General features: G+C 36.3%; 18 protein-coding genes and 2 pseudogenes. 10 read left to right on the top strand and 10 right to left on the bottom strand.

The genetic code is table 11. The features are described from left to right. The first annotated feature begins 132 nt into the window (after positions 1-132). Complete coding sequence (locus CD001_RS19630) at positions 133-312, top strand: YjcZ family sporulation protein (RefSeq protein WP_407081120.1); 180 nt, start codon at positions 133-135, stop codon at positions 310-312. 189 nt (positions 313-501) lie between these two features. Continuing rightward, positions 502-1,083 carry a peptide deformylase gene (def, locus tag CD001_RS19635; RefSeq protein ID WP_096189291.1) on the top strand — a complete coding sequence of 194 codons (582 nt, stop codon included), beginning with the start codon at positions 502-504 and terminating at the stop codon, positions 1,081-1,083. 181 nt (positions 1,084-1,264) lie between these two features. On the opposite strand, the gene CD001_RS19640 is transcribed toward def, so the two are convergent. Beyond that, positions 1,265-2,038, bottom strand: coding sequence for a Cof-type HAD-IIB family hydrolase (locus tag CD001_RS19640; protein WP_096189292.1), 774 nt, complete (start codon positions 2,036-2,038; stop codon positions 1,265-1,267). 533 nt (positions 2,039-2,571) lie between these two features. On the opposite strand from CD001_RS19640, the gene CD001_RS19645 reads away from it, so the two are divergent. Both CD001_RS19645 and rnjA read left to right on the top strand, forming a co-directional pair. After that, entirely contained in the window at positions 2,572-2,781 is a 210-nt protein-coding gene (locus tag CD001_RS19645; protein ID WP_096189293.1) for a DNA-dependent RNA polymerase subunit epsilon, read from the top strand. Positions 2,782-2,786: 5 nt separating this feature from the next. Continuing rightward, positions 2,787-4,451 carry a ribonuclease J1 gene (rnjA, locus tag CD001_RS19650; RefSeq protein WP_096189294.1) on the top strand — a complete coding sequence of 555 codons (1,665 nt, stop codon included), beginning with the start codon at positions 2,787-2,789 and terminating at the stop codon, positions 4,449-4,451. Here rnjA and CD001_RS27390 read toward each other — a convergent pair. The 3 genes and pseudogenes from CD001_RS27390 to CD001_RS19665 all read right to left on the bottom strand — a co-directional run. Further along, a pseudogene (locus CD001_RS27390) lies at positions 4,438-4,695 on the bottom strand (IS5/IS1182 family transposase); the annotation flags it as partial. The gene rnjA and the pseudogene CD001_RS27390 sit on opposite strands and share 14 nt — an antisense overlap. 3 nt (positions 4,696-4,698) lie before the next feature. Then, a pseudogene (locus CD001_RS27395) lies at positions 4,699-4,863 on the bottom strand (IS5/IS1182 family transposase); the annotation flags it as partial. Between the two features lie 435 nt (positions 4,864-5,298). Continuing rightward, positions 5,299-5,850 carry a peroxiredoxin gene (locus CD001_RS19665; RefSeq protein WP_096189297.1) on the bottom strand — a complete coding sequence of 184 codons (552 nt, stop codon included), beginning with the start codon at positions 5,848-5,850 and terminating at the stop codon, positions 5,299-5,301. A gap of 285 nt (positions 5,851-6,135) precedes the next feature. Here CD001_RS19665 and CD001_RS19670 point away from each other — a divergent pair, with 285 nt between their 5' ends. Beyond that, on the top strand, positions 6,136-6,972 hold the full coding sequence (locus CD001_RS19670; protein WP_096189298.1) for a mechanosensitive ion channel family protein: 837 nt from the start codon (positions 6,136-6,138) through the stop codon (positions 6,970-6,972). A 193-nt stretch (positions 6,973-7,165) separates the two neighbouring features. Here the strand turns inward: CD001_RS19670 and CD001_RS19675 are convergent, their stop codons facing one another. The 6 genes from CD001_RS19675 to CD001_RS19700 all read right to left on the bottom strand — a co-directional run bounded on the left by CD001_RS19675 (position 7,166) and on the right by CD001_RS19700 (position 13,240). Next, positions 7,166-7,417, bottom strand: a complete 252-nt coding sequence (locus tag CD001_RS19675) for a YkuS family protein (protein WP_096189299.1) — start codon at positions 7,415-7,417, stop codon at positions 7,166-7,168. A 227-nt stretch (positions 7,418-7,644) separates the two neighbouring features. Beyond that, on the bottom strand, positions 7,645-8,778 hold the full coding sequence (locus CD001_RS19680; RefSeq protein ID WP_096189300.1) for an N-acetyldiaminopimelate deacetylase: 1,134 nt from the start codon (positions 8,776-8,778) through the stop codon (positions 7,645-7,647). 5 nt (positions 8,779-8,783) lie between these two features. Then, the gene (dapD, locus tag CD001_RS19685) at positions 8,784-9,503 is read right to left on the bottom strand and encodes a 2,3,4,5-tetrahydropyridine-2,6-dicarboxylate N-acetyltransferase (RefSeq protein ID WP_096189301.1); all 720 of its coding nucleotides are present in this window, start codon (positions 9,501-9,503) and stop codon (positions 8,784-8,786) included. Positions 9,504-9,757: 254 nt separating this feature from the next. After that, on the bottom strand, positions 9,758-10,366 hold the full coding sequence (locus CD001_RS19690; RefSeq protein ID WP_096189302.1) for a hypothetical protein: 609 nt from the start codon (positions 10,364-10,366) through the stop codon (positions 9,758-9,760). 407 nt (positions 10,367-10,773) lie between these two features. After that, positions 10,774-11,835, bottom strand: coding sequence for an HD-GYP domain-containing protein (locus CD001_RS19695; protein WP_096189303.1), 1,062 nt, complete (start codon positions 11,833-11,835; stop codon positions 10,774-10,776). A gap of 316 nt (positions 11,836-12,151) precedes the next feature. Further along, the gene (locus CD001_RS19700; RefSeq protein WP_096189304.1) at positions 12,152-13,240 is read right to left on the bottom strand and encodes a mechanosensitive ion channel family protein; all 1,089 of its coding nucleotides are present in this window, start codon (positions 13,238-13,240) and stop codon (positions 12,152-12,154) included. A gap of 515 nt (positions 13,241-13,755) precedes the next feature. On the opposite strand from CD001_RS19700, the gene CD001_RS19705 reads away from it, so the two are divergent. From CD001_RS19705 to CD001_RS19725, 5 genes are all read left to right on the top strand, one after another. Next, complete coding sequence (locus tag CD001_RS19705; RefSeq protein WP_096189305.1) at positions 13,756-14,448, top strand: ATP-binding cassette domain-containing protein; 693 nt, start codon at positions 13,756-13,758, stop codon at positions 14,446-14,448. Positions 14,449-14,936: 488 nt separating this feature from the next. Continuing rightward, positions 14,937-15,362, top strand: a complete 426-nt coding sequence (locus CD001_RS19710; protein WP_096189306.1) for an Hsp20/alpha crystallin family protein — start codon at positions 14,937-14,939, stop codon at positions 15,360-15,362. A gap of 17 nt (positions 15,363-15,379) precedes the next feature. Next, complete coding sequence (locus CD001_RS19715; RefSeq protein ID WP_096189307.1) at positions 15,380-15,682, top strand: YppG family protein; 303 nt, start codon at positions 15,380-15,382, stop codon at positions 15,680-15,682. Positions 15,683-15,961: 279 nt separating this feature from the next. Beyond that, a complete protein-coding gene (gene nfsA, locus CD001_RS19720; RefSeq protein ID WP_096189308.1) occupies positions 15,962-16,711 on the top strand; it encodes an oxygen-insensitive NADPH nitroreductase in 750 nt (249 codons plus the stop codon). A 219-nt stretch (positions 16,712-16,930) separates the two neighbouring features. Next, positions 16,931-17,566 (top strand): class I SAM-dependent DNA methyltransferase, encoded by a 636-nt coding sequence (locus CD001_RS19725; protein ID WP_096189309.1) that lies wholly within the window; start codon positions 16,931-16,933, stop codon positions 17,564-17,566. Positions 17,567-17,570: the final 4 nt, after the last annotated feature.

Consider the following 17,570-nt stretch of genomic DNA (forward strand, 5'->3'; position numbering starts at 1 on the left):
CGAATATTTTATAAATGCCCAATAATTACTCCTTAAAAACTGGGTATTCATCCACTCCATATAAAATCAGGTGCATAGCATAGTATTACATCGCTGCCAAGGCGGTTGATTTATCAAAAAGGAGGAATTGCCATGTACGGATATGGTGGTGGATGTTGCTTTGATCCTTGTGGTGTAGGTGGATATGGATACGGTGCCCCAGCTTACGATCATGTTGCGCCAGCTTATGCTGGACCTGGAAGAGGGTTTGCATTAATTGTCGTCCTCTTCATTTTATTAATTATTGTTGGTGCATCTAAATTCGGATATTAATTCACCTTCATAATGAAACGAGAGTGATCCAGCTCTCGTTTCTTTTCATTTTGTCCATTATAATATATGATAGTAATGTTTTAATTAGGACAAGAAATGAATATCTGCTTTGGAAAACTTGTACTTTATTTAAGTTTAGTTTTCCTAACTTTTAAGTATTAAATCCATTTAATGAAAGGAGAGATTCCATTGTTAACAATGGACGATATCGTTAGAGAAGGAGATCCAGTTTTACGTAAAGTTGCCTCTTTTGTACAACTCCCAGCTTCTGACGAAGATAAAGAAACATTAAAACAAATGTTGGAGTTTCTAGTACATAGTCAAGATCCAGAGACTGCAGAAAAATATAATTTGCGTCCTGGAGTAGGGTTAGCTGCACCACAAATTAATATAAGTAAACGTATGATTGCAGTTAGTGTTACTGATCATAAGGATGAACTTATCGAAGTCGGCCTTTTTAACCCCAAAATTATTAGTCACTCTGCCGAGACAACTTACTTAGAAAATGGCGAGGGCTGTTTATCTGTTGACCGAGCTGTACCAGGCATAGTTCCCCGCTATTCACGAGTTAAAGTCCAAGGAACAAATATTGATGGTGAGGAAATAACCTTAAAGCTCAAAGGATTACCTGCTATTGTGTTTCAGCATGAAATCGACCATTTAAACGGCATTATGTTTTACGATCGTATCGAAGAAGATGACCCTTATAAACAACCTCTTCCGCCTAATGAAGTCATTAAACGGAACGAATACGACGGTCCATTAGCGTGATATATGAGCGTAAGAGTTATTAAAATTAAGTCAAAAAGGAGGTGCCTCAAAAGTATTTTTTGGGGCACCATTTCTTTCCTAATACAATTCGAAATCGTTATTGCCTGTCGCTCTTTTAAGCATACAATAAGAAGATCCGAGCTTTCGATCATGTCTAGTCCCCTAGGCATCTTGCGCTTTTTTAGATTAGTCCTACTTTTTTTAAGCCGTTATAAATTCCATTTTCATCGACGTGAGTCGTAATGAAGTCAGCAGCTTCTTTTGCTTCTGGAACACCATTTCCCATCGCGATCCCACACCCTACATATTCAAGCATTTCCAAGTCATTAAGAGCATCACCAAAGGCATACGTATTTTCAACTGGAATATTTAACTTATGTAGTAACTCTTGTATACCACGTGCCTTTGATCCTCCTTTAGGGAGAACATCGAGTGCTTTCGGATGCCATCTGACATAGTCAAAATGGTTATGAGTAGTTGGAAATTTCTCGCCCTCTTCCACTTGGGTAAATAGTAATGCTTGGTATACTTCATTGTTATGATGGAAGTGTTCATCCTTTTCCGGATGACTCATTTTTAGCGAGCTCATGCTTTCCTCGATAAATGGATGATTATCCCAGTTCGAAACTGCTAGGTTTTCGTTTAAGAAAACCATTGGATGTCGATATGTAAAGGCTGTTTTTTCAAGTTCGAGCAATTGGTCTTTATCTAAAGGATGGGTAAATAATACTTCTCCATCAAAAACAACATACGAACCGTTAAAACTTACATACGTAGTAATATTTAATTCTTTTAAAATATCTTTAAACATAAACGGAGCTCTTCCTGTTGCAATCGCAACATAGACACCGTTTTCCTGAAGCTTACTTACTGCCTCTTTCGTAGACTCGGGAATTTCCTTATTTTCGTTTAATATCGTCCCATCAATATCTAAGAATACAACTTTATTATTCATTTAACGTCATCTTCCTCTTTTCTTTTTACTAAAATTAAACTTGGTAATAAAGCTACTAAAGATGCTCAAAAATGTAAAGAGATAACCGTTTACTAAAGAGAACAAAAAATACTCTGTTGCTCCCCTTCAACTTTATTAACAATAAAAATAAAAATAACTTTTAAATTCTTTAATTCCCAACGATTCCCTTACAAATTCTCGTCAATCAAACAAACACTAACGATAAAAAAGAAGGCTGACTCTTGAATATCGTTGAAGGAGGGTTTAAAATGTTGAAAAGGTGGAGAGAACGAATATTGAAACGATGTCGGGATTTACTTCCTAAACAATTATACGCTTAATCGTCTCAATCCTTCTTTCTCACAAGGGAAAAGAAGGATTATCCTTTATCATATAGAATCATAAAAACAGTGATTTTTGTTTATGTACAAGAGGATAACATACATAGGATGGTTAAAATATATTTTTTCACGAAACATTAAAAGCCCTTATAAAGTCCTATTAAAAATTTAAATACAAAGGAGAGGATATACTTGATTTTTAAAGTGTATTATCAAAAAACGATCAATGAAGTCCCTGTTCGAGAAGAAACAAACTCATTGTATATTGAAGCGGAGTCAGAAGAAGATGTCCGCAAAAAGTTAGCAGATCGCCAATACAACATTGAATTTGTCACCCCCATGTCAAGCGATCACTTGGAATATGAACAACAGCATGAAGACTTTCGTGTTGAAACGGTGTAATATACATGAAAGCTAAAAATCACCAAGCTGCGGTTTTTGCCCTCGGGGGATTGGGTGAAATCGGAAAAAACACATATGCTGTTCAATTCCAAGATGAAATCATTTTAATCGATGCAGGGATTAAATTTCCTGAAGATGAATTGTTAGGAATTGATTATGTCATTCCTGATTATACGTACTTGGTAAATAATCAGGACAAAATTAAAGGGCTTTTTATTACACATGGACACGAGGACCACATCGGCGGTGTACCATATTTACTTCGTGAAATTAATGTACCAATTTATGGTGGGAAATTAGCTTTAGGACTTATCCGTAATAAGTTGGAGGAACATGGATTGCTTCGTAAAGCTCAACTAAGAGAGATCCACGAAGATCAAGTCATTAAATTCCAAAAAACGTCTGTTACTTTTTTCCGAACGACACACAGTATCCCGGATTCATACGGAATTGTCGTTAAGACACCTTCTGGAAATATCGTTCATACTGGTGACTTTAAGTTTGATTTTACCCCAGTTGGAGATCCTGCCAATTTAACAAAAATGGCAAAGATCGGTGAAGAAGGAGTATTATGCTTACTTTCAGATAGTACAAACAGTGAAATTCCTGGATTTACGATGTCAGAAAGTAAAGTCGGAGAAAGTATCGATCAAATATTCCGAAGTGTAGAAGGCCGCATTATTTTTGCAACTTTTGCATCAAACATCTATCGGTTACAACAAGCTGTAGAAGCTGCTGTAAAATATCGAAGAAAGATTGTTGTTTTCGGTCGGAGTATGGAGTCTGCAATTAGCATCGGATTAGACCTAGGCTATATAAAAGCACCCAAAAATACGTTTATTGATGCTTCTCAATTGAATAAAATTCCTAATGATCAAGTTGCTATCCTATGTACAGGCAGTCAAGGCGAACCGATGGCTGCTTTATCAAGAATTGCCTTTGGTACTCACAGACAAATTCAAATTATTCCTGGAGATACAGTTGTCTTTTCATCTTCACCAATTCCGGGCAATACACTTAGTGTAAGTAAAACAATCAACCAGCTGTATAAAGCCGGTGCTGAAGTCATCCACGGTTCTTTAAATGACATTCATACATCCGGACACGGTGGACAAGAAGAGCAAAAACTAATGCTCCGACTCATGAAACCAAAATATTTCATGCCTATCCATGGTGAATTTAGAATGTTAAAAATGCATTCGAAATTAGCAATTGATTGTGGTGTACTTGAGGAAAACTGTTTCTTAATGGACAATGGAGACGTATTAGCTCTAGATAAAAACGAAGGACGACTTGCAGGGAAAGTCCCTTCCGGATCGGTTTATGTCGACGGAAATGGGATTGGTGATATTGGAAATATCGTTCTTAGAGATCGTCGAATTCTTTCTGAAGAAGGTTTAGTTGTCGTTGTAGTCAGCTTGAATATGAAAGAATTTAAAGTCGCATCTGGACCAGACATTATTTCTCGTGGCTTTGTTTATATGAGAGAGTCAGGCGACCTTATTAACGAGGCGCAAGTGAAGCTTTCCGCCCATTTAGACGAGCTTATGGAAAAGAAAACGTCTCAATGGTCAGAAATTAAAAATGAGATTACAGATACATTAGGACCATTTTTATATGAAAAAACCAAACGTAAACCAATGATCCTCCCGATCATTATGGAAGTATAAGGAAAAGGGGCTGGGACATAACTAGCCAAAAATAATGAAAAATGGTTCCAAACATCAATAACTGATGATTGGAACCATTTTTTGTTGGATTGTTTTTATTGTCTATGGATGAATGAGGTGTTCTAGCGGTGTACTTCCTCAAGTTCACCGCTATGAATGCAAACCCTAATTCATTTTTTACTTTCTCTTTGCCTCTCACGGACATTCGAGTGAAGCCCAAATTAGCCTTCAAAAATCCGAAGACCGTTGGATGGTAAGCTGGGTTGCCCGTATCACGCAAAAAAACTGGCGAAGGCTTCATCAGGTATCTGTTCCACAAGATCATTACAGTGTAGGCAATATCCTTTTCCTGAAGCTTTACTTCTAAATCTAACGGCAAAATAACTTGATCCATGTTATAATATTTAAACATAAGGACACCCCCGGTTTAGTTATTGTGTGGTTACTTTAATTTTATCAGAAGGTATCCTTTTTGTTTCAAAAAATTAGTTGATTGTAGCGAAAGGTGCGAGACGCCTTCGGGAAAAGCATTCGGCGAAGATCCCGCAGGGCGGTTTTCCCGAGGAAGCTGAGGCAAGCGAGCATCCTGTAGCGAAAATCAACGACAAAGTTCAGCAGAGTATAAAAATAAAGAGAGGCACTCCACCCAAACATTTGGATGAGCGCCTCTCTATTTTTATTTACTGGGTTTTGTCCCAGCCTCTTTTTTAGTGCGTCTTCACCTAGTCTTCAGATGACTTGCACAAAAAAACTATCCCCTTTTCAGTAGGAATTCATCCGAAATCCGATGGAACACAATTAAAAAGAAAAAAGCCTAACCATTAAATGTTAGGCTAATTACTCGTTATTATACTTTTAGTGTATCTTGTCCTGGTTTCCAGTTCGCAGGGCAAAGGCCACCAGTTTGTAGCGCTTGTAGTACACGTAGTGTTTCATCTACATCACGGCCAATGTTGTTATGGTTAACAACAGAATACATTAATTCACCTTCTGGACTAATAATGAACAACCCGCGAAGAGCAACACCTTCTTCTTCAATTAACACACCATACTCACGAGAAACTTCATGATTTGTGTCAGCAGCTAAAGGATAAGCTAACTGCTCAAGTCCATTGTCATCACGACTCGTGTTGATCCAAGCTAAGTGTGTGTGAATCGTATCTGTAGATACACCAATAACTTCTGCATCTAAATCTTCAAACTCATCGAAACGGTCACTTAGTGCAGTAATCTCAGTTGGACATACGAAAGTGAAATCCATTGGATAGAAATAAAGAACGGTCCACTTATCGTTTTTCATGTTTTCCTCAAGGCTTACTTTACCAAATTCTTTGTTAGGTAAAACCGCGTCCATTTCAAAACGAGGTGCTTGCTTTGCTACCATACGCTTTTCTGACATATGTAATCCCTCCAAAATAAAATATGCTTGTTCAAACAATGATGATTATAAGATAACTAATATGATCAGTCAACCAATTCGAGGCTCTGAATAATATTCTAAAATAATCTTTTGTATGAACCATCCACTATTATAACCAATTTAATATAAAATCAAAATAAAAAGCCTTAAACTTATAGGTTTAACCTCATATAGTGTTGTGGTAAACTCTATAAATACAGCTATAAAATCTTCTAGATTAAATAACAACTACTAAAGCTGTATTTTAAGAAAGGAGATAACAAAATGAGCGAATGGATTGAAGCAATTAATTGGACAGCAATAGGTACGAAAGCTTTAACTGTCTCATTACAGTTAATTGCAATACTCATCGTATTTTTCGTTGTCAGAGCAATTGGAAGGAGAATTATAACAAATAGTTTTGAACGTATGAGTCAGCAACGTGGTATGTCTGCTGGACGATCTAAAACATTAGAGAAACTTGCATCAAATGCATTCTCCTACATATTGTTATTTATTTTAATTACTTTCATCGTGGGAATCTTCGAATATGATGTCACAGCACTAATTGCCGGTGCCGGTATTGTCGGATTAGCTATTGGTTTCGGTGCCCAAGGATTAGTAAGTGATATCGTAACAGGTTTTTTCATATTACTAGAAAAGCAGTTAGAAGTCGAAGAATATGTCACAGTTGCTGGTATTGATGGTATCGTTGAAGAGGTTGGATTAAGAACGACAAAGATCCGCAGCTTTGATGGGACGTTGCATTATATACCAAACAGAGAAATTGGTAGCTTAAGTAACCATTCTCGTTCTAATATGCGAGCTCTTGTAGATATTAGTATAAGCTATGATGAAAATGTAGATGAGGCGATTCAAGTATTGCAAGAAGCATGTGACCGTTTTGCCAATGAAAATGATGTCGTGAAGGAAGGTCCAGATGTACTTGGTGTACAAAGCTTAGGTGACAGTGATGTAGTTATCAGAATTTTAGCCAAAACTGCAAATATGGAACAATGGGCTGTTGAACGCGAATTGCGTAAAGTGTTAAAACAAGCACTTGATAATAATAATATTGAAATTCCTTTTCCACACCAAGTGTACATTCAAAAAGATGCATAAAAAAATACCGATTGATAAATATTAATCAAAACTTGGCTTGCGTACCTAGAACCTCTTATGCTTTCGTGCAAGCCTTAATGGTAAAAGGTTTAGTTAGGAGTTATACGATTGTTCATAGGTTATAATAAAATGAAAGGGCTGTTCAAAAATGAAGTAGGAACTACTTATTTTTAAACAACCCTTTTTATTTTCTCTACTGTTGTGGATTTACCCGACTTTCAACTTGTTGGCACACTTCTTCAGCAGTTAATCCATGAGCGTTAATGACAGCACCCTCTATTGCGGTTTGCTGCTCCCCCATTACATTTTGATCTTGACCAGTGATGACGCAGCAGTCACACCCCTCTGCATCTTGTTCTTGTTGCAACTGAACAATCTCATGACCTCTTGCTTGCAGTTCTTGCTGGACGTCCGATAATGATTGTTCCACACCAATTCGAGCCATACAAATTCCTCCTTTATTTGGTTACATTTGATAATGTAACCAACATATTGGAAAATATTCCGGTAAATTAGGTCTCGAATTAATATGGAGCTATCATTCATAACCTCAGAAAAAATGGTGTCTCAAAAGGGCGACCTAAAAATCGGAGGATAGGAAGGCCATTAAGGCTTTTTAGTTTACAAAAATCCCCTTTTAAAGGTAGAAAAGAGACTGACATTCAGACAGCCTCATCTCTCTATATATTCAATGATTAAGTTAATTGCTACGTGTATAGCGTCTTCATCTGCATTTAGTTTTGAAGAATGTAGCCCGCTTTCACTATTAACCCCTAACCAAAACATAAACCCAGGAATCTCTTCTAAAAAGTAACCAAAGTCTTCTCCTGTCATCGCCTTTTCACTTTGTACGAATTGTACGGAACCGTTTCGTTTTACAAAATCAATAAATTGTTTCGTTAATTTTTCATCATTATAAACTTGACAGTAGTTCGCACCGTAATCAATCGTAATTTGACATTCAAAACTTTCTTCGATACCACGACATATGTTTTCTATTCGTTTCTTTACATTTTTCATAGAATCAAGATTCAATGTCCGGATGGTCCCTTCGACCCTAGCGTGTTCGGCAATAATATTTTGTTTCGTTCCCCCGTGTATTTTTCCGATCGTAAGAACAGAAGAATCTAGCGGGGTAATATTTCGAGAGACAATCGTATGGAGCTGAGTCACAAGATGACTAGCCGCTACAACCATATCATTGGCTAAGTGCGGATAAGCAGCATGACCGCCTCTTCCTTTCAGATCAATAAAAAGCTCACTCGTATTAGCAAACAATAGACCTGGCTTCGTCCCTATCGTACCTGTCGGCAGGTCCGGTGCAATATGAAGAGCAATCATTTCATCAGGTTTCATTTGCTGAAATTCCTCAGATTGAAGCATCGGTTCTGCTCCTCCTGGCCCTTCTTCTGCAGGTTGAAAAATAAAAACGAGATGATTTTTAGGCTGATTATTTGAAAAATACGTAAGGATACCTAATGCAATACTCATATGAATATCATGGCCACAAGCATGCATCATCCCTTCATGCGTTGATGTAAAAGAAAGACCTGTTTCTTCAGTAATTGGAAGACCATCAATATCTGTCCGATAACCAATAGTCTTTTCAGGAGAACTTCCTTCTATTTTTACCAATATTCCAGTCCGCCACGTTTCTATTGTTATAAACTGCTGTGGTAGAGAATGAATATAGTTTAAAAGGTACGCTTGCGTTTTATTTTCCAAAAAACCTCTTTCAGGAATTTTGTGCAGATCCCTGCGGATCTGCACATATTTAGCTGAATCATTGTGATCGATTCGAGTCATTATTATTATTCCTCATTTAATTTACGTAATTCTTGTTTAATTTCTGTTTTGCCCTTCGTCTGTTCATCAATTTCTTTGATGACTCTTGCTGGTGTTCCTGCAACGACTGTATGAGGAGGTACATCTTGTGTGACAATTGCTCCTGCTGCAACAACAGAACCTTCACCTACCGTTACACCTTCTAAAATAACAGCATTTGCACCTACGACAACACCATCTTCAACAACGACAGGTTTAGCTGAAGGCGGCTCAATCACCCCTGCCAATACTGCTCCAGCACCGATGTGGCAATTTTTCCCAACTGTAGCACGACCACCTAGTACAGCGTTCATGTCAATCATCGTTCCTTCACCAACGACAGAACCGATGTTAATTGATGCACCCATCATAATTACTGCACTATCACCAATTTCGACTTGATCACGAATGATCGCACCTGGCTCGATACGAGCTTTAATATTTTTCATGTCAAGTAACGGAATTGCCGAGTTGCGACGGTCATTTTCTACGACAAAGTCTTCTATTTTTTGTTCGTTTTCTTTAATAGCCGTTTGGATATCCTTCCACTCACCAAAAAGAACTCCAGTATTTCCTTGGATAAAACTTTTCGTTTCACTTCCAAAATCAATGCCTTCAAGCTCACCTTTTATATGAACCTTAACAGGTGTTGATTTTTCACTGTTTGAGATAAAGTTAATAATTTCATTTGCATCCATCATTTTCATTATTCGTTCCTCCTTAATTATTCATATAACACATTCTTAATGATAGACATTTCATATAAAAAATGCAATGAAATGAATATATCAGATAAAAAGAGTATAATCCAAATATCTCTCTATTAAAGTTCATGATTGATTATTCAAATTGCCAATGTATTTCCCCTGTGTTCACTTCATTTTTCATCCTCAATACGTTTTACAACAAATAAAAAACCACAAGCACGTTGCTGTGGCCTAATGTAACCATTTTTCACATTCTATTTTGTAAATAATCCATCTTCTGTTAACCAAATATAAAATGGCGGAGAAACTTCATCTATTCTCTCAATCATGATGTCATATTCGTTCCAATTGTATAATTCCATCCATAAGTTATCCATTTCATTAAATGATTCTTCAATAAGGTGGTCCTGGAGGCTTGCTTCAATTTCAGCTAATGTTTCTTGTTTGATTTCTTCAGCTGGAATAGCGATTGCATTAATAATCTTTGATTCCGGATTCATAAAAAACGTTGTATGGCCGTAATCAGCAAAGATTCCGCCTTCATACATCCCCTCTTCTGTTGGCTCTCCTACCACTTCATAAAGCTTGTCCTGACTATCGCCAATATCTACACCTTCATTGAAAAAAACACTTTCCACAGTTGATATGTGTCGTTCTTCATTCTCAGTGTTTTCTTTATTCTTTATATTTTCTTCATTTAATTCAACATGAATGTTTTTCTTCTCTCGTACAATTGTTTTGTTTTCGTTTACAAGAAGTTCAGTGGTGTCAACTTCATTCGCTGCATAAGAAAATGACCAAAATGTACTAAGAGCAAAAATCATCATAATAGCTGGTATTATCCAAATTTTTGACTTTTTCATGTTGTCCCCTCCTTTACAAATTTGTTTCCCTATTACAGAGAATTGTAATCATTTTTTGACATCAGCTTTATATTAGTATGCTTATAATGAATCGCTATCATAACTATGAGACAAACGCTAAACTATGACTCATTCTGTCAATTTTTAATGAAGTCACTTCTAAACTCCTATGCTTGCAAAATTGATTTATATGTATATTTCTTACGTTAAAAGGAATAATGACAAGTGGTATGGGATGTAGCTGCCAAAGCAATGTCACGCTTTTCACTAAGCATGGCATTACAGGTGAAAACCTGTCCATCCCACCACTTCTTTATATACTATAAGACGTTTTAACATAGAAGAAAGTTTCAAGTTTTAAAAGGGCAACATAAAAAAGTCAAGGGTGAGAACCCCTGACTATCTATTTAGACTAGTATTTTTTTTATAAACAATGTCGTTTCTTTTGCTAAATCAATTTCTTCGAATGTCACATTCTCACCGTCAGGATCAAAAGTTCGTATAATTGGCCTTTGCGGTAAACCTCTATGTTGGGCAACGACAACACCAATGTGACCATTGCTTAGCTTCACTTGACTCCCTGTAGGATAAAAAGCAACACAGCGCAAAAATTTCCACACCACTTTATGGTCATACCTCCTATTTGTCATCCCCATCAGTCGTTCACACGCTTCATATGGGTACATAGGTTCTTTCATATTTGTACGATTACGATCAAACAATAGATGATCATAGTCATTTGCGACAGCTACAATTTTCGATAACAAATGAATGTCTTTATCTTTCATTTGCCGTGGTTCCCCGGTTCCGTCTACATTTTCATGATGAGTTAATGCAATGTGCGCAGAAAGTGTACTAATCTCAGACGATTTCCTTAACAGATTAAACCCTTTCCATGAATGATGAAAAGGTAGCTTCTTATCATCTTCGAATCCTAAAGGAATATCTTTCTTATCCACGTTTGCTACATGTTTCCCTATATCGTGCAAAAGTGCTCCTGCAGCAAGCTCGTGAATGCGATTTGACGACAGTCCAATTTGTACGCCTACCATCACTGAAATGATACAAACGTTCACAGAATGCAAAAATAAATCATTGTCTTTCGTACGAATATCAGTTAAATGTAAGAGAACATCTTTATTTAACATCACTTCTTCAATTAGTGTACGTACGGACCTACTTATTGCTTTTCCATCGAGGCTTTTATCTTCTTGAACGTATTGAATAGATTGGATTAACGTAGCAATTAATTTCTTTTTTGTCGATTCTGAGACGACATCCTCTACCTCAATATCCTCAAACCGTGAATCTTTTACAAACAGTGCAGTAACTCCCATGGCTCTCAGCTTTGAAATTAATCCTACTGTAAGCGGGACACCTTCATTTAATAAGATACGTCCATCACTTGCAAATATATGTTTAGCAAGCTTTTCACCTTGTTTTACTGATTCAACTGATACATATCTCATTGACATCCCTCAATTAATGAATTCGTTTTCTATCGTACATAATTAAATCGGAACGTTTCGTCCAATACCTTTCAATTTACATGAAACTTGCCGAATATTCTACAAATCGAATGATGATAAAGCGAAAGACCCATGTGAGAAATGAAAGACATCCTCCTTTTTCATTTACCAATTAAATGAGTATGTACGGATTCAGCAAAATCATTTAATATTGAATCGAAAACATTTTGGGATAAAAAAGAAGAGGCCGTCACCAAAAGTTATTCCTTTTAGGATGCCTTTTCTCGGCAATCTGGAGATCTCTATCCTGAACTCCTTAATTTGCTTCGTTCATGTCTGACTCATTTTTGCTGCCTTGTTCCAAATATACACTTCGGCTTGGGAAAGCGATTGAAACCCCTTCTTCTTCAAGGATTTTCATCACTTTTAAATTGATATCCTCTTTAACCTCTAAATGTTCTGCCCACTCAGTCGTTTTCGTAAAGAAGTATAGAAAAATATCCAAACTACTCGAATTAAACTCAGTAAATCGAACCATGATTAACTCTTGATCGACCTCTTCATGCTGACGGAGCATTTGATCAATACGCTGAACACAGGCTTCTACTTTTTCTCTCGGTGTCGAATAAGTGACACCAAGATTATATGTAATTTGCCGCTTACCCATCCTGGAATGGTTTTGAATCGATTCATTAGCTAACGTCGAGTTCGGTACAGTAATAAGCGTATCAGCAAACGTTCTAATTTTTGTACTCCGGAACGTGATATCTTCAACGATCCCTTCCACACTCGGTGTGCTAATCCAATCTCCTATCGTAAACGGCTTTTCTGTAATAATGACAACACCGCCAAAAAAGTTACTTAATGAGTCTTGAGCTGCTAATGCAAACGCTAGTCCTCCTAACCCAAGGCCGGCAATAAACCCACTTACGTTATAGTCCCATACATCTGCAATCATTGCGATTGCCATTGCAACAACGGCAAAACGAACGAGTTTAGACAAAAAAGGGAGTAAAATATCGTCCAATTCGATGTCGAGCCGCTCTCCAACTTTCGTAAAAACAGTTGACGATGATGCTGCTAAATTGAACAACCCCCAACCCATTAATATAACGATAACCGAACGGAACATTTTAATCATCGGCTCATTAAATGCTTCACTTAAAGGTAAATATAATAAGGCGAAATAAAAACCAATAATGACGAAAAACACACGTAACGGCTTTTCAAATGCTAACAATATATTGGTAATAATATCTGTCGGTGCTTTCTTTGAGAAGCGTAAAACCATTTTGAACAAATAATTAGTAAATATTTTGCGGAAACCTAAAAAGATGATGATGATCACTACAGCATACCCTACTTGTTTCCATGTAAAAGGCATTGCTTCATTTATAAAATCCATTTTATGCTCCTTTCAGCATAACTCTTTATGTTTATATAGTGTTTATTTATCTCAAACCTACTCTCAACTTATTAGTAAAAGTCGTGTTCGATTTTCATTTCATTTTTATATTAACTTGAAAATTGAAGAGTGTAAATGTATATGAAGTCGATCATCATGACTAAAATCGAATAACAGTAGACGTTCGATCGAACTATAGCTTTACCATTATCTTAGGAAAGGATGACGATAAAGTAGATGTCACTCCTCAACCGGATGAACGTCTATTCAGAGACAATGCTTTCGTTTTAATTAGGATATGATGACAAATCGATTCACACAGTCACACGTTAATGAAAAACATCATATCATATCAAACTTCTCACGTTATACACCTGAGTGGAATTTTTTGATTTTACTAAATTATCAAAATTTTTATTTGAGAGCGGTTTCATAATTTTTGTTTACATGGTTTAATATATTAATAAGGGGAGTGGTCAATACTATTGTTAATACTTTCTGGGGGTGAAGTAACGATGTATGCTGTTGAATTGAAGAACGTTTTAAAGCGGTTCGCTGATGGTACGGGATTAAATGTATTATTCGATGAAATGAACTTGCAAGTTCACGAGGGAGAACTCATTGTCGTATCTGGAGGAGATCGTACCGGTAAAACAACTCTTTTGAAGATGATTGCTGCAATGACACCACCAAACAAAGGAACAGTTGAAGTCTTCGGAAAAGATTTATTAACGATCAAGCATCGAACTGAATGGCGTTTAGAGCATATCGGCTTTATAACTGACGAAGGCTGTTTAATCCCATTTCTTACAACGAAGCAAAATTTGTTACTAGGAACACCATCTGATCATTCGAATTATAAACGAACGGAAGAGGAAGCGGAAAGGATTTTAAGTGAATTAGGCTTTTCTAAAGAAAAGATGAATGAGACCCTTGAAGGGTTGGATAGTAAAGAACAAGTATTAGCAACTATCGCTCGCATATTAATGACTAAACCGAAGCTCATTTTAGCTGATGAGCCCACCAAACAGTTAACAGGTATTGATGGACAGGAAGTGTTATCAATGTTGCTGCGATTCGCTAAAAAGAATGGTTCTACTGTTATCATTGTTAGTAATGATGACAGCATTAAAGAGTTTGCAGATAAAATTTACATGCTCGAAAACTGTAAATTAACATGCAGCGGTGAAAATAGAGCTATTCAGTAAAATATGGTTACACTTTTGAAAAGACTCTGTTATGAAATGCCTCCCAATTTTAGATGTGTCTAAAATTGGGAGGCATTTCTTTTTTAGTCATCTTATCGGTCAATTTCAACAGCTCACTTTAACGAGCTTTTTAACGCATCGATCGGGCATTCTGCCGGATATTATGTATTACCGCTATTAACAATTGCTAAAATGGTTAAAACCGTGTAAATAACGACAATAGAAGCTGAACCTGCCAATAATAATATAATAAAAAATTTATGTAATTTTTCCATTTGTCACACCCCTAATTACAACTTGAACAATAAAAACATTTTTATACCTTCATTATGCCAATTTATTTCGTTAAAATCTAGAATCATTATTTATATAGAAAGGGTACATTTTTGAGAAAAGGCGAAAGTATAAAAAAATATTAGACTCCTGCCTAAACGTTCATATCAATCTTTCATATGATATTAGGGGAAAGAATAGTGAGGTGATCTCTTATGAGCAAAGACAAAAGAAAAAATCAGCCTATCCATGAGAGGCCTTTCGGTGATATTTTACAGTCCATTGATTCTTTTTTTCAAGATACGGTTCGTAACTTCCACATCCCTCGTTCAATACCTGTATACCGGTATGAAACGAAAACAGAGTACATTATCGAAGCAGAAATACCAGGAGTAAAAAAAGACCAAATCACATTAGATATTTATCATAATTTTATTAAAATAGCTGTTTCATATGAAGACTTTGAAGAAGTAAAAGATTCAAAAACACAAGTATTTAAACAAAGTACATCATTCGAAAGGTCAGAAAAAACAATACAACTTCCATTTGCTGTAAACGAATCTGAAGTAAAGGCACAATTGAAAGATGGTGTATTAAAAATTCGAATCCCGAATAAAAAGAAACCAATCCAAATTGATTAAAGGAGGGATATGATCAAATGTTATTTCCACCAAGAAGGCCAGAGCAAAGACCGCCATATCATCAAGGGATGTCCCCTCGTCCAAACCAACAGCATTACTGGCACGGACCGAACCAGTTCCATAATTGGCATGGGAACTCTCATCAGACTAATCAAAATCCAGGTAATTCCACACTAAATGGAATTATCTCTGCATTTCAAACTCCAGATGGAAAATTTGATATTAACAAAGCAATGACAACGGTCGATCAAGTAGTAAAAACAGCGAACCAAATTAGCCCTATCGTCAAACAAGTTGGCGGATTCTTTATTAAAAAATAGGCTCTGTTAAATAAAAATGTTGATTTTTGACTTGTTTATGTTGAAAAATACCGAGACTCTGTGGAAAAGCGAGCTATTTCAACCATCATCAATGAGTTTTAACCAAACCAAAAAATAAAAAAGGGATATGGAATCGAATCAAAACGGGCAAAGCCCGTTTTTCCTTTTTCACTTGATTATTCTCTATTTTATTTTTCCTTTATACAAAGTGTTATGTTTAGCACCGAGAGATTGTGTATGGTATAAAAGTAGAAAGCAATAAAATGAAGGAGTGGAAATATGAATGATACAATTGAAACGTTATTAAACCACAGGTCCATCCGTAAATTTAAAGACAAAAGTTTGTCACAAAAACAAATTAAGACGATTATTGAAGCTGCTCAAATGGCTTCTACCTCAAGTTACATACAAGCATATTCGATTATAGGAATAAAAGATGCCACAAAAAAGGAGCGTCTGGCGGAACTTGCAGGGAATCAGAATTACGTTGCGAAAAATGGTCATTTCTTTGTGTTTTGTGCAGATTTATATCGCCATAAATTAGCTGGGGAATTAGAACATATCGATGTGAAGCAATCAATTGAAAGTACAGAAAAATTTCTTGTCTCGGTTATCGATGCATCACTCGCTGCACAAAATGCAGTCATTGCAGCTGAATCTATGGATCTCGGCATTTGTTATATTGGAGGCTTAAGAAATGAAATTGAAAAAGTCGGACAATTATTAAACCTCCCTCCTTATGTCATTCCATTATTCGGGTTAGCTGTTGGTGTTCCTGAGAACGCTTCAAATAAAAAACCGAGATTACCATTAGAACATGTTTATCACGAAGATACGTACAACAAAGACAAGCAAGAATATTTAGCACAATTAGAAGCATTTAACGAAACCGTGTCCGCTTATTATGAACTGCGAACGGGCGGGAAACGAAATGACCGCTGGACTGAACAAATCGCCAATATGCTCGCAGTGCCTAAGAGAATGCAGATGAAAGCATATATCGAAAGTACTGGATTAAAAAAGACATAAAATGAAGCTGTCCCAACCCTAGTTTTAGAATTGGGACAGCCTTTCTTTTTTACCTCATTCAAGTGCCAATATGTATTTCATATAACTACGCCGTCTTCCTCCCTACCCTTAGCTGTCAAAAAACTCTTCCCTTTTTACAAATTATTTCATATGATATAATAACATTAATTCCTATTATTTTAATGCGAATTATAAGGTTTAGAAAAGGAAGTGATATCAATGGGACTTGAATTTGTTGATTTATTCGACCGTTGGGCTGAATCTTACGATCAAACAGTCGCAGGTGTTGATGAAGAATATAAAGAAGTTTTCGAAGGCTATGGACAAATTTTAAATGAGGTAGCAAAGCGTTCCTCGGGACACATTTTAGAATTTGGAGTAGGAACAGGAAACTTATCCTCTCTTTTATTAGCGAAAACAGACGATTTTACCGGCATTGAACCGTCTGAGAAAATGCGTTTGATTGCTACAAAAAAACTTAATCACACGATATTACCAGGTGACTTTTTACACTTTCCTTCTCTTGATAAACAAGTAGAAACGATTGTGTCTACTTATGCGTTCCATCATTTGACGGATGAAGAAAAACGTGAAGCAGCAAACCTGTATAGTGAATTATTAAATACTGGTCATAAGGTCGTCTTCGCTGATACAATGTTTATAAACGATGATGCCAAAAACGAGATCATCATAGATGCAAAAAAGAAAGACCATTTAAATTTAGCTGAAGACCTGCAAACTGAGTATTACACAACGATCCCGATGTTAACAGACATCTTTGAAGAGTCTAATTTTGATGTATCCTTCCAAGCGATGAATACATTCGTTTGGATATTAGAAGCAACAAAACGATAATAAG

Source organism: Evansella halocellulosilytica, assembly GCF_002335745.1.
GTDB lineage: Bacteria > Bacillota > Bacilli > Bacillales > Salisediminibacteriaceae > Bacillus_CA > Bacillus_CA halocellulosilytica.

Excerpts from the sequence above, each read along its gene's own strand:
- CD001_RS19630 (WP_407081120.1), top strand. The coding sequence starts at position 133 with ATGTACGGATATGGTGGTGGATGTTGCTTTGATCCTTGTGGTGTAGGT.
- CD001_RS19640 (WP_096189292.1), bottom strand. The coding sequence starts at position 2,038 with ATGAATAATAAAGTTGTATTCTTAGATATTGATGGGACGATATTAAAC.
- rnjA (WP_096189294.1), top strand. The coding sequence starts at position 2,787 with ATGAAAGCTAAAAATCACCAAGCTGCGGTTTTTGCCCTCGGGGGATTG.
- CD001_RS19665 (WP_096189297.1), bottom strand. The coding sequence starts at position 5,850 with ATGTCAGAAAAGCGTATGGTAGCAAAGCAAGCACCTCGTTTTGAAATG.
- CD001_RS19670 (WP_096189298.1), top strand. The coding sequence starts at position 6,136 with ATGAGCGAATGGATTGAAGCAATTAATTGGACAGCAATAGGTACGAAA.
- CD001_RS19675 (WP_096189299.1), bottom strand. The coding sequence starts at position 7,417 with ATGGCTCGAATTGGTGTGGAACAATCATTATCGGACGTCCAGCAAGAA.
- CD001_RS19680 (WP_096189300.1), bottom strand. The coding sequence starts at position 8,778 with ATGACTCGAATCGATCACAATGATTCAGCTAAATATGTGCAGATCCGC.
- dapD (WP_096189301.1), bottom strand. The coding sequence starts at position 9,503 with ATGAAAATGATGGATGCAAATGAAATTATTAACTTTATCTCAAACAGT.
- CD001_RS19690 (WP_096189302.1), bottom strand. The coding sequence starts at position 10,366 with ATGAAAAAGTCAAAAATTTGGATAATACCAGCTATTATGATGATTTTT.
- CD001_RS19695 (WP_096189303.1), bottom strand. The coding sequence starts at position 11,835 with ATGAGATATGTATCAGTTGAATCAGTAAAACAAGGTGAAAAGCTTGCT.
- CD001_RS19700 (WP_096189304.1), bottom strand. The coding sequence starts at position 13,240 with ATGGATTTTATAAATGAAGCAATGCCTTTTACATGGAAACAAGTAGGG.
- CD001_RS19705 (WP_096189305.1), top strand. The coding sequence starts at position 13,756 with ATGTATGCTGTTGAATTGAAGAACGTTTTAAAGCGGTTCGCTGATGGT.
- CD001_RS19710 (WP_096189306.1), top strand. The coding sequence starts at position 14,937 with ATGAGCAAAGACAAAAGAAAAAATCAGCCTATCCATGAGAGGCCTTTC.
- CD001_RS19715 (WP_096189307.1), top strand. The coding sequence starts at position 15,380 with ATGTTATTTCCACCAAGAAGGCCAGAGCAAAGACCGCCATATCATCAA.
- nfsA (WP_096189308.1), top strand. The coding sequence starts at position 15,962 with ATGAATGATACAATTGAAACGTTATTAAACCACAGGTCCATCCGTAAA.
- CD001_RS19725 (WP_096189309.1), top strand. The coding sequence starts at position 16,931 with ATGGGACTTGAATTTGTTGATTTATTCGACCGTTGGGCTGAATCTTAC.